The 11,552-nt window shown below is 68.3% G+C and carries 18 protein-coding genes; 13 read left to right on the top strand and 5 right to left on the bottom strand.

Features of this window, described 5'->3' with window-relative positions:
- Positions 1-60: 60 nt before the first annotated feature.
- The 4 genes from ACLVWQ_RS11970 to ACLVWQ_RS11955 all read left to right on the top strand — a co-directional run bounded on the left by ACLVWQ_RS11970 (position 61) and on the right by ACLVWQ_RS11955 (position 2,629).
- Positions 61-759, top strand: a complete 699-nt coding sequence (locus tag ACLVWQ_RS11970; RefSeq protein ID WP_414108368.1) for an SGNH/GDSL hydrolase family protein — start codon at positions 61-63, stop codon at positions 757-759.
- Positions 760-847: 88 nt separating this feature from the next.
- Positions 848-1,435, top strand: a complete 588-nt coding sequence (locus ACLVWQ_RS11965; RefSeq protein WP_414108366.1) for a Uma2 family endonuclease — start codon at positions 848-850, stop codon at positions 1,433-1,435.
- A gap of 48 nt (positions 1,436-1,483) precedes the next feature.
- Positions 1,484-2,014, top strand: coding sequence for a DinB family protein (locus ACLVWQ_RS11960; protein WP_414108365.1), 531 nt, complete (start codon positions 1,484-1,486; stop codon positions 2,012-2,014).
- Between the two features lie 90 nt (positions 2,015-2,104).
- Positions 2,105-2,629, top strand: coding sequence for a GNAT family N-acetyltransferase (locus ACLVWQ_RS11955; protein WP_414108364.1), 525 nt, complete (start codon positions 2,105-2,107; stop codon positions 2,627-2,629).
- A 2-nt stretch (positions 2,630-2,631) separates the two neighbouring features.
- On the opposite strand, the gene ACLVWQ_RS11950 is transcribed toward ACLVWQ_RS11955, so the two are convergent.
- The 3 genes from ACLVWQ_RS11950 to ACLVWQ_RS11940 form a co-directional block, all read right to left on the bottom strand.
- The gene (locus ACLVWQ_RS11950; RefSeq protein ID WP_414108363.1) at positions 2,632-2,967 is read right to left on the bottom strand and encodes a hypothetical protein; all 336 of its coding nucleotides are present in this window, start codon (positions 2,965-2,967) and stop codon (positions 2,632-2,634) included.
- 55 nt (positions 2,968-3,022) lie between these two features.
- Positions 3,023-4,042: a hypothetical protein gene (locus tag ACLVWQ_RS11945; protein ID WP_414108362.1), complete on the bottom strand. Its 1,020-nt coding sequence runs from the start codon at positions 4,040-4,042 to the stop codon at positions 3,023-3,025.
- A gap of 108 nt (positions 4,043-4,150) precedes the next feature.
- Positions 4,151-4,570 (bottom strand): hypothetical protein, encoded by a 420-nt coding sequence (locus ACLVWQ_RS11940; protein ID WP_414108361.1) that lies wholly within the window; start codon positions 4,568-4,570, stop codon positions 4,151-4,153.
- 118 nt (positions 4,571-4,688) lie between these two features.
- On the opposite strand from ACLVWQ_RS11940, the gene ACLVWQ_RS11935 reads away from it, so the two are divergent.
- The 8 genes from ACLVWQ_RS11935 to ACLVWQ_RS11900 all read left to right on the top strand — a co-directional run bounded on the left by ACLVWQ_RS11935 (position 4,689) and on the right by ACLVWQ_RS11900 (position 8,122).
- A complete protein-coding gene (locus ACLVWQ_RS11935) occupies positions 4,689-5,465 on the top strand; it encodes a helix-turn-helix domain-containing protein (protein WP_414108359.1) in 777 nt (258 codons plus the stop codon).
- Positions 5,462-5,668: a DUF397 domain-containing protein gene (locus ACLVWQ_RS11930; RefSeq protein ID WP_414108358.1), complete on the top strand. Its 207-nt coding sequence runs from the start codon at positions 5,462-5,464 to the stop codon at positions 5,666-5,668. The genes ACLVWQ_RS11935 and ACLVWQ_RS11930 overlap by 4 nt, the downstream gene beginning before the upstream one ends.
- Before the next feature lie 77 nt (positions 5,669-5,745).
- Complete coding sequence (locus tag ACLVWQ_RS11925) at positions 5,746-5,961, top strand: type II toxin-antitoxin system VapB family antitoxin (protein WP_414108357.1); 216 nt, start codon at positions 5,746-5,748, stop codon at positions 5,959-5,961.
- A complete protein-coding gene (locus ACLVWQ_RS11920) occupies positions 5,958-6,374 on the top strand; it encodes a PIN domain nuclease (RefSeq protein WP_414108356.1) in 417 nt (138 codons plus the stop codon). The genes ACLVWQ_RS11925 and ACLVWQ_RS11920 overlap by 4 nt, the downstream gene beginning before the upstream one ends.
- A 68-nt stretch (positions 6,375-6,442) precedes the next feature.
- Positions 6,443-6,661 (top strand): DUF397 domain-containing protein, encoded by a 219-nt coding sequence (locus tag ACLVWQ_RS11915; protein WP_414108355.1) that lies wholly within the window; start codon positions 6,443-6,445, stop codon positions 6,659-6,661.
- A 4-nt stretch (positions 6,662-6,665) separates the two neighbouring features.
- Positions 6,666-7,010 (top strand): hypothetical protein, encoded by a 345-nt coding sequence (locus ACLVWQ_RS11910; protein ID WP_414108354.1) that lies wholly within the window; start codon positions 6,666-6,668, stop codon positions 7,008-7,010.
- Positions 7,007-7,519, top strand: coding sequence for a hypothetical protein (locus ACLVWQ_RS11905; RefSeq protein ID WP_414108353.1), 513 nt, complete (start codon positions 7,007-7,009; stop codon positions 7,517-7,519). The genes ACLVWQ_RS11910 and ACLVWQ_RS11905 overlap by 4 nt, the downstream gene beginning before the upstream one ends.
- Before the next feature lie 105 nt (positions 7,520-7,624).
- Entirely contained in the window at positions 7,625-8,122 is a 498-nt protein-coding gene (locus ACLVWQ_RS11900; protein ID WP_414108352.1) for a DUF6924 domain-containing protein, read from the top strand.
- Positions 8,123-8,126: 4 nt separating this feature from the next.
- On the opposite strand, the gene ACLVWQ_RS11895 is transcribed toward ACLVWQ_RS11900, so the two are convergent.
- Together ACLVWQ_RS11895 and ACLVWQ_RS11890 are read right to left on the bottom strand one after the other, a co-directional pair.
- On the bottom strand, positions 8,127-9,401 hold the full coding sequence (locus ACLVWQ_RS11895) for an MFS transporter (protein ID WP_414108350.1): 1,275 nt from the start codon (positions 9,399-9,401) through the stop codon (positions 8,127-8,129).
- A gap of 50 nt (positions 9,402-9,451) precedes the next feature.
- The gene (locus tag ACLVWQ_RS11890) at positions 9,452-10,357 is read right to left on the bottom strand and encodes a phosphotransferase (protein WP_414108349.1); all 906 of its coding nucleotides are present in this window, start codon (positions 10,355-10,357) and stop codon (positions 9,452-9,454) included.
- Between the two features lie 71 nt (positions 10,358-10,428).
- On the opposite strand from ACLVWQ_RS11890, the gene ACLVWQ_RS11885 reads away from it, so the two are divergent.
- A complete protein-coding gene (locus tag ACLVWQ_RS11885) occupies positions 10,429-11,421 on the top strand; it encodes an aldo/keto reductase (RefSeq protein ID WP_414108347.1) in 993 nt (330 codons plus the stop codon).
- The last annotated feature ends 131 nt before the right edge of the window (positions 11,422-11,552 follow it).

Here is an 11,552-nt window from a genome sequence, read left to right as displayed (position 1 = left end):
GTCCAGCTTCACACCCCGCCGCACACCCCGTGCCCGCCGGTGATCGTCCATCATGAGCGGATGCTCAGGTTCATGCCCGTCGGCGATTCCATGACCATCGGGAGCGCCGGGGAACACACGTGGCGTTACCGGATGTGGCAACATCTGCGCACGACGTACGAGGACCCGTTCCGGATCGTCGGCCCCCGGGAGACGCTGTACGACAAGGCCACGGCCGCCCCGGACTCGTACGAGTACGCCGACCCGGACTTCCCCCGTGGGCACCTGGCCGGGTGGGGCGAGGGCTGGCACCACCTGAGCACGCTGATAGCCGACGCGGTGCGTACGTCGCGGGCGGACGTGCTCCTCGTCTCGCTCGGCCTGATCGACCTGGGCTTCTACACGAACGCGCCCCAGACCGCCGAGAACGTCCGTGCCTTCATCGAGCGGGCCCGCTCGGCGAACCCCCGCGTGTCGATGGCGCTGCTCCCGGTGATCCCGAACATCCGGGCCGAGTCCGACGCGCCCTTCGCCCGCGAGATCGCCCGCTTCAACGAACTCCTCGCGAAGACGGTGGCGGACCTGGACGAGCCTGCGTCCTCGCTGCTCCTGGCGTCGGTCCCCGACGCGTACGACATCCACCACGACACGTACGACGGCACCCACCCGAACGCCGCCGGCGAACACAAACTGGCAGCGGCTTTCGCGGAGGCGTTGCATCAGGGGTGGGGGGTGGGTGCCCCGTACGCGGGTGACCGGGAGGCGGCCAAAACCGCCTGACCGAATTCCGGCGCGCCCTGGTCACCGTGCGTATCGTTGTACTGCGTGGCTGCACTCCTCCGAGGAGCGGCCGGGGAGGAGCGCCACGATGACCGTCCTTGACGACAGGATCGAGATGGCCGAGAAGAGCGAGGGACTCACGCTTGACGTGCTGTTTGAGCACCTGGAGCGGATGCCCGTCCCCGAGGGATACAAGGCTGAGATCGTCGAGGGGGCCATCTTCATGTCGCCGCAGCGGGACACTCACTGGGAGATCATCGCGGACCTCTACGAGCAACTCCGGACCAAGTATCCCCGGAAGCGCGTGAAGTCCGACGTTCGTGTCGACTACCCGGGTTACCTCAACGGCTTCGCGAGTGATGTGACGCTGATGGCCGAGGATGCCGCCAAGGCGGACAACGGGTACTGGCGCTGCAAGCACGTTCAGTTCGTCGCCGAAGTGATCTCCAGAAGCACCGGCGCCAACGACTACGGCCCCAAGAAAGCCGCGTACGCCCTTGCCGAAGTCCCCGTCTACCTCATCGCCGACCCGTACCAGGGTAAGTGCCACCTCTACACCGAGCCCAAGGACGGGGAGTACTTCACGGAACTGTCCGTCACCTTCGGGTCGGACATCGACATGACGAACACTATCCTCGGCCTCACCCTGAAGACGGACGAGTTCCCCCGGGACTGACGTCGAGGCCCTCTGCCGGACGGTGACCGTTCCTGCAAGGGTGTCGTCATGATGACGACGCCTGACGGGCGGCCCATCCCACCCGCACATGCCGATGAGCACGCCATGCTGGAAGCGTGGCTCGACTTTCACCGTGCGACGCTCGCCCTGAAGTGCGCGGGCCTGACGGACGAACAACTACGACTGGCTTCGGCGCCACCGTCACCGATGACACTGCTCGGCCTCGTCCAGCACATGGCCGAGGTGGAACGCAACTGGCTCCAGCGCGTGTTCGCAGGCCAGAATCTGGAACCGGTCTTCGGGGACGACAACGTGGACGGCTTCTCCCTCCACCCGGACCGAGGACTCACCGAGGCGACGGCCTTCTGGCAGGCGGAGGTCGCCCGAGGCCGTGAACTCAGCGCCGCCGCGCCACTGGACGCCTCCGGCCACCTGTCCGAGGAGGAGGCGGCCCACATGGGCGACGACCAGGGAGTCTCCCTGCGCTGGATCCTGATCCACCTGATCGAGGAGTACGCCCGCCACAACGGTCACGCCGACCTCATCCGAGAACGAATCGACGGAGTGGCGGGGGCGTGAGCAGGGCGCGGATGGGGTGCGGGTGGGGCCTGGGCGAGCGATCGACCGGGCGTCGACACGCCCGCCGGAGCCGCGTCGTAGGCTGCCGGGATGACCATGGACATACGCCTTCGCCCTGTGGCGGAGGAGGACCTGCCACTTATCGACTCACTCCACAACACCAGCCCGGAATCGGGTTCGGCATTCGACTGGTTCGGGTTCTCCGATCCTGGGCACAAACGCCGGCTCTGGTCGGAGAACGGGTTGCTGACGGCCGACTCCGGAACACTCACGGTGGTCCGCTCGGACGAGGCCGTCGGATACGTCGGTTGGCGCCCCATGCTCTTCGGTCCGCTCAACAACGGCTGGAACATCGGCATCGGGCTGCTCCCCGAAGTCCGCGGCCAGGGCATCGGCACGCGGGCCCAGGCGATGATCGCGCAGTACCTCTTCGCCCACACGGAGAAGAACCGGGTCGACGCGCACACCAACGTGAAGAACATCGCCGAACAACGCGCCCTGGAAAAAGCGGGTTTCACCCGCGAAGGCGTCCTGCGGGGCGCCCAGTTCCGTAACGGGACCTACCACGACATGGTGCTTTACAGCATTCTCCGCAGCGAGGTCGCTTTCACCTGAGGTCACCCACAGTGACCTCGTGGCGCGCTACCAGCTCCGAACCATGTGCCACCGCCTGTCGCCTTGGCCCGCAGCGCGGTCGCGAGGTCGGCGAAGTCGATGGCGAGGGCTTTGGCGTCCGCGTCGCCGGCAGTGTCCGCAAGGGCCTGCGTCCACCAGTGGTCGAGGAACGCCTCGAAGGCGGACCCCTCAGAAAGAGTCGCCAGTTCGGCATCGAGGTCCGGCAGCCGGTCGGGCCGGACGGCGGCGCGGATCCCTTCAAGGTTGCGCGGAACCACCTGTCCGGCGAAGCCCAAGGCCTCGCGGGCCTCCTGAAGGATCTCGCTCCATGCCGTCATGTCCCTGCTCCTCTCCGAGCCCGGCTTCCGTGCTGCGGCAGCAGCGTATGACGCGCTATCCACCGGCGGCACACTCCTGTACGCGCGTCCGCCACGGCTCGGAAAGCGGCTGGAACGTCGCCTCGAACGCGGCGGCGGTGCGGCAGCGGAGGCAGTGGGTTTCGTCGTGACGTGGGCGGAAGACGTGCTCGGGCCCCGGCCCCGGGCAGGTCACCAGGCCCCGCCGGACCGGAGCCGCCTCCGCCCACTCAGGCGCTGGCGCTGGTGGGGAAGCGGGCTGACATCCCGCCGCCGGGAGCTTCTGGACCAGGCGGTGGCGCAGGAACCCGACCGCCGAGCGGACGCCGTCCGGTGGCAGGCCGGTCGACAGGGCGCGGCGGAGGTCGGCCGCCGAGACGCCTCTGCGCAGCCACTCCGCTGCCGCACCCGCCAGCAGCCGGGCCTCGCGCACACCCAGGAGCAGGTCCCGGTGCGCGTGCCGGAGCGACAGCAACACACCTTCGGCTTCACTGAGTTCGGACGAGGACGCGGGTACGGGATCGGGTGCGGGTACGGAGATCTCACTGGCCGTAACTTCATCCGGGTCCGGGGTCCGGGCTTGGGGTGGTGGGTGGGGAAGGTTCTTCTCTCCCCGTTCTTCTGTCCGGGGAGAGCCGCCGACCGACCGCTCCCCCGGCCCACCGACCGTCGGCGGACGCTCACTCGGTGCGGCGACGGCGGCGACAGCAGCGGCAACGGCGTCCGCGCCGCCCTCGCGGGCCCGGGACGCCTCTTCACGCGTGAGGGTGACGTTGGCGAGGAGTTGTTCCGTGACCCAGCGGCCCCGCGGACCCTGCTCACGCCACTCGTGCAAGTAACCGCAGTCGGTGAGGAGTTGCTTGGCCTTCTGGTAGGCCCGCGGCTTCATGCCCAGCCGGGCCGCGTGTTCGCCGAGCGGCTTCGGAGAGGCGACCTCAGGCAGTCCCTGCACGTACAGCAGCAGGACCTTCGCGTCGCTGTTCAGCCGCGAGTGCCGTACGACGTCGTGCGAGGCTTTCGTGTAGCGCCGAACCGGCGCGATAGCATGCCGAAGCATCCTGGTGGACCTCGAGGCTTCCACTAGCGGTGAAGGTCCTCGGGCGGTGTTCGTAGCACCTCCGAGGACCGCTCCGCACACGAGTGCGCACAGAGCGTGATGTCGCGGTCACCGTACAACACCGATCAGGCGACTCACCACCGCATGCAGCAACTCCGCGTCCACGAACGGCTCGTCGGGCGTCGGCTTCGACCGCCAGTCCAACGGCCAGGTCAGCCCGCCCAGCGCGGGCACACCCACGAACGCCCATCCCCGCGCGTCCCGGCCCAGCGCCCGCACCCCGGCGGGCCATCGGAAACCCTGGGTACTTTGCGGGGGCAACAGGAAGTACATGTGGCGGAGCCCCGTTGACTCCCGGACGATCGGGCCCGCCTGGAAGTCAGTGAACTGAATGACCTCGTAGGCCACTTGTTCTGCGAGGACGCCCGCGATGCGTACGGCGTCGAAGTGGATGCCGGCGTGACGGAGGCCGTGGCCGGAGGCCGGGATCCAGGGGTGCACCCTGACCGGTGCGGTTTCCGAATTCATGCAGCAAATACTTACGGACGCTCACATACTGTGACCAGGGTTATGTGCGGTACGTGCACGTCCGTGCACTTGGGAGGTAGTTGTGCACTCCAGTGGTCAGAGTTCGAGCAACTTGGAGATGTTCGGCTCGTTGCTGCGATTCTTCCGCGAACGGTCCGGGATGACGCAGGAGGGGTTGGGCGGGTACGCCGGGTACTCCAAGTCGCAAATCGCCATGGTGGAGCGAGGTGAACGTCCGCCCAGGGGGAAGCTCGTCGAGATCGCGGACGAGGCGCTGGGTGCACAGGGTGCACTTCTTGCGGCAGGAAAGAAGTTGAAGACCAGTCGCTTTCCTTCATGGTTTGAGGACTATGCCGAACTGGAAGCGAAGGCCAGCTTCATCAACATGTACGCGAACCATGTAGTCCCCGGGATGCTCCAGGCGGAGATGTACGCACGGGCGATCATCAATTGCCACTGCCCACCCTTCGAGGACGAGGAGGTCGAGGCCCACGTGGCAACCCGGCTGGAACGTCAAAAGATCCTGCTGCGCAAGCCCGCACCACTCATGGGCTTTGTCCTGGAGGAGCACACGTTGACCCGGCCTGTCGGCGGCTCCGCAGCCCTCAAGGAACAGCTGGGCCATCTTCTCGCGATCAGCCAGCGGCGCAATGTCGAGATCCAGGTGATGCCGCACAACCGCGAGGTCCATGCCGGACTGAACGGCCCGATGATTCTGCTGGAGACCGCCGAGTGCAATCGGCTTGCCTACGTAGAGGGACCGAGCGGTGGCTACTTCGTGGACCAACAGCCCAATCTGGGTCACCTGTTCGCACAGTATGGCATTCTGCGAGCTCAGGCCCTCAGCCCCGAGGAGTCCACGAAATTGATCGAACGGGTGGCAGACACACTATGAGCAATGACCTGTACTGGTTCAAAAGCAGCTACAGCGGCAGCCAGGGCGGCGAATGCGTCGAGATAGCCGCACCCCAGACGGACCCTGCCTCCGCCACCCCCGCCACCATCCACATCCGCGACTCCAAAACCCCCACCGCCCACACCCTCCAAGTCGCCCCGGCCACCTGGTCCGCCTTCCTCGCTCTCTTCCTGGAAACATGAGCCACGCAGCATCGATATCAAAAGTGGTCGGTGTTGATATCATCGCGGCGAAGGCTTGACTGCCCCCGGGAGGCCACATGACACGCACCGTGATCGACCTCGACGACGAGAATCTGGCCGAGGCGGCGGAAATCTTCGGCACGACCACCAAGGTCGCCACAGTGAACGCCGCACTCGAAGACGCCGTCAAACGCCGTAAGCGCGCCTCCTTCCTGGGCTGGCTGGCCGAGGGCGGACTGCCTGATCTCACTGGCCCCGTGGACCACCCGACAGACCAGCAGGGCGCCGCGTGACCGATCGGTACCTGATCGACAAGTCGGCGCTGGCTCGCTATCCGAAGCCTGCCGTCCGCGCCGTCATCGATCCCCTGCACAACGCCGGGCTGCTCGCCGTCTGCGGTGCGGTCGAGCTCGAAGTGCTGCACAGCGCCAGGTCAAAGGCCGACGCCGAGCGCATCCGAGAGGAAATGCGTGGGTTCGACTGGCTGTCAACGCCGGACGAGGCATGGGATCGCGCGGTGGAAGTACAGGCACTCCTCGTCGGCAGAGGCAACTGGAAAGCCTTGTCGGTGGCGGACCTCATCATCGCCGCGACCGCCGAACGGCACGGCGCCACGGTCCTGCACTACGACGGCGACTACGACATGATCGCCGCGGTAACAGGCCAGCCGACCTCCTGGGTCGCCCCCGCGGGCACGGCAGGCTGAGGCGCTCACCGCCCACACACCAGGGCCGAAAGCGCGGCAAGGCTGATCGAAGAGGTGGCACACGAGCTATGAGCACCAACCTGCACTGGTTCAAGAGCAGCTACAGCGGCAACGAGGGCGAATGCGTCGAGATAGCCGCACCCCAGACGGACCCTTCCTCCGCCACCCCCACCACCATCCACATCCGCGACTCCAAAACCCCCACCGCCCGCACCCTCCAGGTCACCCCGGCCACCTGGTCCGCCTTCCTTCCCCATGCCGCCACGTACAAAGGCGTTGTACATTGACGGTATGGCCGCGAAACGCAGCATGATCACCTTTGCCACCGACCCGGATACCAAGGAACGCATCCGCTCCTACGCGGAAGCGGCAGGGGTCGATGTCAGTACGTACGTCATGGCCGCGGTGGGCGCCGCGATGGCGCTCGACGATCAGGTCGCCCGGACCTTCGCCCCGCTCGACGACCTGATCGCCGAGACGGAGGCACAGGACGCGCAGGACGTACAGGACGCCTCAACCGTTCAGTCGCCGGAAGAGCGCGGGGATGGCTCAGGATCGGATGCCGAGCGTGCGGAGATCTCCGCCTCCCTGGACGCCTTCTTCGGTTCGGGCACCGGGCAGAGGGACGTGGCATGACCGCTGTGGTCTACGACGCCGGGATGCTGATCCATCTGGAGCAGGGCCGTGAGAAGGCCGTGAAGCTGCACCAGGAGATCCTTCGGCGCGGAGGGCACCGGCCCATCGTCCCCCTGCTGGTGCTCGGGCAGGTCTGGAGGCCGGGAGCAGGGAACTACACCTGTCTCAAACCCGTGCTGGCCGGCTGCACGGTGTACGCCGCCAGGGACTCCCGGGCCCCGCTGTTCACCGCCAAACACTGGGACGATCCGCTCCACGCCTGTCGGCCGTGCGTCGCGGGGCACACCGAAGCCGACGGCAAGCGCGTCGGCGCACTCGGCGCTCGGGCCAAGCTCCCCGCGAAAAAGACCTTCGACGGGGTGGACGCGCTGGTACTCGTGATCGCCGCCCATCACGGCAGGGCTCTCGTCGTCACCAGCGACCTCGACGACCTGCTGGCCTACCGAGAGGCTCTGGGCGAGCACCAGATCGGCATCTGCCATCCGGACGCTCCCCAACGGATCCTCTGACGGGCCCTTCCCCGGGCCCCGGTGTCAGACCCCTCCCCTACGCTTCGGCTCACTGTCAACGTCAACGCGGCTGCTGACGCCGCCTGTTGGAAAGAGTGCCGGACCGTGCGCGTGCTACCGAAGACCGATGACGACTACCCGCCCCTGCTGCTCGTCCGCACCGACTACCGGGACGACGACGCCTGGCAGCGGGTGCTAACCGCTCTCGATCAGCCCTGGGTCTTCAGCAGCGCCCCGGACGGCAGTCTCAAGGAGGACATCCTCTGCGTGGACGACCCCGCGTGGGCGGACGCGGCCCCCTCCGACGTCCTCGCCGCTCTCACCGCGCCCGAGGCCGGAGACGAAGACGGTGATGGTGATGGAGATGGAGACGAGGAGGAGTCGGCCGAGTGCGGGTGGGCCGTGGTCTTCCTCGCCGACCGGGCCAGCATGGAAGGGTCCGAGCCGACGTTGCTCGCGGTGAACCCGGACCCCGACCCGGAGGAGCAGACCGGGTCCTTCCGCATACCGGCCCTGGAGACCCCGCACAACATGCACTGCAACCTCGCCATCGCCAACATGGACTTCGACGACTTCGACGACTTCGACGACTTCAGCGGCTAGCCGCTCAGGCCTCCGGCACCGGCTTCGCCTTCCGCGGCGGGGCCGGTGTCACGCCGGCCCCGCCCTCGGACACCCGCAACGACCGCACCCGCGGTGACAGCAGCGCCAGCGCCGTGGCCGCCACGATCAGCGCCGAGCAGCCCGCCAGGGCCGGCCCCGTGCCCACCGCCGACGCGAGCGGGCCCGCGGCCAGCAGGCCCAGTGGCGCGAAGGCCAGCGAGCCGAACCATTCGTACGAACTGACCCGCGAGATGACCTCCTCGGGAATCTCCCGCTGGAGCGTCGTGGTCCACAGGACGCCGAAGACGTCCGACGAGACACCCGCGCAGAACATCGCCGCGACCACCGTCCAGACCGGCGCACGCACCGCGAGCAGCGCGATCGGCAGCGCCGCCGGGAACGTCGCGAGCACCGCCACCAGTACGGGCCTGGCCACACGGACCCGTGCGGCCAGGCCCGCCCCCGCGATCGCGCCCAGCGCCTGCGCGGCGACGATCAGCGACCAGGCACGCGCCCCACCGAGGTGCTGCTCGGCCATGAGCGGTCCGAGCACCCCGGCGTTGGCGTTGAGGGCCGCCACGACGAACCCGTACTGGACGACCACGACCCACAGCCACTGCCGGGACGCGAACTCCCGCCAGCCGTCCCGCAGATCGGCCCAGCCGGAGGACGCCTTCCGCGGGCGTGCCGTCACCCGCAGCCCCCTGATGAGCAGGGCACTGGCGGCGAAGGACGCGGCGTTGATGGCCAGCGCCCAGCCCGCGCCGACGAACGCGACGGTCACGCCGGACAGCGCGAGCCCCAGCAGCATCGACGTGTTGGTCCCCATCTGCAGCAGCCCGTTGGCCTGCTGGAGCCGAGCCCCGGGCACGATCAGGGGCACCACTCCCGTCATCGCCGGCGAAAACAGCGCGGTCGCCGTTCCCGCCAGCGCCGCCAGCAGACACATGGCCGGTAGGGGTGCGTGCCCGGACAGCACCATCAGCGCCAGGCCGCCATAGGCCGCCGCCCCGATGAGGTCGGAGAGGACCATGAGCCGCGAGCGCGACATCCGGTCCGCGATCACACCGCCGACCAGGATGAACAGCAACTGCGGCAGCGCCTGGCAGGCCAGCACCAGGGACAGCCGCCCAGGGCTCGCCCCCGGCAGTTCCAGCACGGCGAACGCCAGCGCCACCCGGGCGAAGGCGTTGCCCAGCACCGAGACCGTACGAGCGGAGAACAGCAGCACGAATCGCCGGTCGCGCCACAACGGCGGAACCGCGCGGGGGGTCGTCATGAGCGATCACCCTAGGAGTGCCGTCACCTGGAGCGTGCGCCGCCCGTCGACTATGAGCCAGCCACGCGCCTGTGCGCGGCACGGACCCGGTCGAGCCCTTCCGCTCTCCAGTGGTCCCTGTCCGGCATCTGGTCGTCACGGCGCCAGCGCCAGGCCGAGAACAGCGCCCAGTTGAGGGCGCGGCATCGGGCCAGGAGTTCCTGGTCGGCCCCCGCGTAGTGTTCCGCCACCTCTTCGGGCGCATGGGCGAGGTCGAACTCGACCGGCCCGCGACAGCACGTGGCGAGGTCCACGAAAAGCGGCCCTCTCCTCGTGCTGAGCAGGTTGCCGGGATGCGGCTCGCCGTGCAGCAACTGGTCACCGGGCCGGTCTGCGCCGCTCCTCACACCGATCTCGGCGCTCAGTCCGCTGAGCGTGTCGCTGAGGAACCTCCGGTCCCGGTCGGTCAGTTCGGGGGAACGTACCCGGTCGTCCACCACTCCGAGCGCCGCGGCGACCCGGTCGGTGAAGTGCGGTGCCTTCAACTCGATCCGGCGCAGGGCGGCATGGTGTCGCAGGAGCACGTCCGCGTAGTCGGCCGGCGCGATCTCCGGTCCCACCGGCTCGTAATAGGTCCAGAGCGAGACGGCGAAGCCATCACGCACATGGACCCGGGCGCCCCCTGTCCCTGCCCCTGCACCAACCCAGGCCCCGGCGTCGATCCCGGCATCGCCCCGAGGATCCAGCTCGGCCACCGGAGCACCGGCCTCGGTGAGACGGCGGGCCACCTCCACCTCGAACTCCGACTCGGCCAGCATCCTCTCGGGCGCGACCCGGGCCAGGACATCGCAGGGAACCAGCCGCAGCGCGACGCGGTCCGAGTTGTGCACGACGACCACGTCGTCGACCTGTCGGCCCAGCTCCGAAGCGGTCACCCGGGCCGCCTCGACCGCGCGGCTCAGTTCCGACGGCTCCACACAGTCCTCCTCTTCCGCATCAGTGGACGCTCTCTTGCTTCGAGTGAGCTCGAAGGCGTTGGGTTGGACTCATGAAGTACACACAGCTGGGACGCACAGGACTCAAGGTCAGTCGACTCGTTCTCGGCACGATGAACTTCGGCCCGCAGACCGACGAGGCCGACAGTCACGCCATCATGGACGACGCACTGGCCTCGGGCATCAACTTTTTCGACACCGCGAACGTCTACGGCTGGGGTGCGAACAAGGGCCGCACCGAGGAGATCATCGGGAACTGGTTCGCCCAGGGCGGCGAGCGCCGCGACAAGGTCGTGCTCGCCACCAAGGTGAACGGGTACATGGGCTCCGACGGCGAGGCCTATCCCAACCACGACAAGCTGTCGGCCCTGAACATCCGGCGGGCCGTGGACGCCTCCCTCAAGCGGCTCCAGACCGACTACATCGACCTCTACCAGTTCCACCACATCGACCGCAGCACTCCCTTCGAGGAGATCTGGCAGGCCATCGACGTACTGGTGCAGCAGGGCAAGATCCTCTACGCCGGGTCCTCCAACTTCCCCGGCTACAAGATCGCCCAAGCCAACGAGATCGCCGCACGCCGGGGCGGCACCATCGGTCTCGTCAGCGAGCAGTGCCTCTACAACCTGGCCGAGCGCCGCGCCGAGATGGAGGTCGTCCCGGCCGCGCAGGAGTACGGGCTCGGCGTCATCCCCTGGTCGCCGCTGCACGGCGGGACGCTCGGCGGTGTCCTCAAGAAGGAGATCTCGGGTGGGCGCCGGGCGAGCGGCCGGGCCGCCGACACCCTCGCCGACCCCACCTCACGCGCCCAGGTCCAGGCGTACGAGGACCTGCTGGACAAGCACGGGATCGAGCCCGGCGAGGCCGCCCTGGCCTGGCTGCTGACCCGGCCCGGCGTCACGGGCCCGATCGTCGGCCCGCGCACCGCCGAACAGCTGGAGTCCGCGCTGCGAGCCGTCGAGCTGGAACTGAGCGACGAGGTCCTGACCGGCCTGGACGAGATCTTCCCGGGCCCCGGCCCGTCGCCGGAGGCCTTCGCCTGGTAGCGGTAACCGGTGCCGGTACCGCTACCGGTAGGGGGTGGCGGAGAGGGCAGCGAGGGGGCAGCGGCGGTCGGAGGCAGCCGGTCAGCTGCCTCCGACCGCCGCTGCCAAGGCCACCACGACGAACATCAGTA

This window comes from Streptomyces sp. CWNU-52B, from assembly GCF_047444975.1.
Lineage (GTDB): Bacteria > Actinomycetota > Actinomycetes > Streptomycetales > Streptomycetaceae > Streptomyces.
Note: the sequence above shows the minus strand (reverse complement) of the source record. Positions and strands in the feature narration are given on the sequence as shown.

Excerpts from the sequence above, each read along its gene's own strand:
- ACLVWQ_RS11910 (WP_414108354.1), top strand. The coding sequence starts at position 6,666 with ATGGCCGCGAAACGCAGCATGATCACCTTTGCCACCGACCCGGATACC.
- ACLVWQ_RS11925 (WP_414108357.1), top strand. The coding sequence starts at position 5,746 with ATGACACGCACCGTGATCGACCTCGACGACGAGAATCTGGCCGAGGCG.
- ACLVWQ_RS11945 (WP_414108362.1), bottom strand. The coding sequence starts at position 4,042 with ATGCTTCGGCATGCTATCGCGCCGGTTCGGCGCTACACGAAAGCCTCG.
- ACLVWQ_RS11935 (WP_414108359.1), top strand. The coding sequence starts at position 4,689 with ATGTTCGGCTCGTTGCTGCGATTCTTCCGCGAACGGTCCGGGATGACG.
- ACLVWQ_RS11940 (WP_414108361.1), bottom strand. The coding sequence starts at position 4,570 with ATGAATTCGGAAACCGCACCGGTCAGGGTGCACCCCTGGATCCCGGCC.
- ACLVWQ_RS11895 (WP_414108350.1), bottom strand. The coding sequence starts at position 9,401 with ATGACGACCCCCCGCGCGGTTCCGCCGTTGTGGCGCGACCGGCGATTC.
- ACLVWQ_RS11885 (WP_414108347.1), top strand. The coding sequence starts at position 10,429 with ATGAAGTACACACAGCTGGGACGCACAGGACTCAAGGTCAGTCGACTC.
- ACLVWQ_RS11905 (WP_414108353.1), top strand. The coding sequence starts at position 7,007 with ATGACCGCTGTGGTCTACGACGCCGGGATGCTGATCCATCTGGAGCAG.
- ACLVWQ_RS11960 (WP_414108365.1), top strand. The coding sequence starts at position 1,484 with ATGATGACGACGCCTGACGGGCGGCCCATCCCACCCGCACATGCCGAT.
- ACLVWQ_RS11950 (WP_414108363.1), bottom strand. The coding sequence starts at position 2,967 with ATGACGGCATGGAGCGAGATCCTTCAGGAGGCCCGCGAGGCCTTGGGC.
- ACLVWQ_RS11965 (WP_414108366.1), top strand. The coding sequence starts at position 848 with ATGACCGTCCTTGACGACAGGATCGAGATGGCCGAGAAGAGCGAGGGA.
- ACLVWQ_RS11930 (WP_414108358.1), top strand. The coding sequence starts at position 5,462 with ATGAGCAATGACCTGTACTGGTTCAAAAGCAGCTACAGCGGCAGCCAG.
- ACLVWQ_RS11955 (WP_414108364.1), top strand. The coding sequence starts at position 2,105 with ATGACCATGGACATACGCCTTCGCCCTGTGGCGGAGGAGGACCTGCCA.
- ACLVWQ_RS11970 (WP_414108368.1), top strand. The coding sequence starts at position 61 with ATGCTCAGGTTCATGCCCGTCGGCGATTCCATGACCATCGGGAGCGCC.
- ACLVWQ_RS11915 (WP_414108355.1), top strand. The coding sequence starts at position 6,443 with ATGAGCACCAACCTGCACTGGTTCAAGAGCAGCTACAGCGGCAACGAG.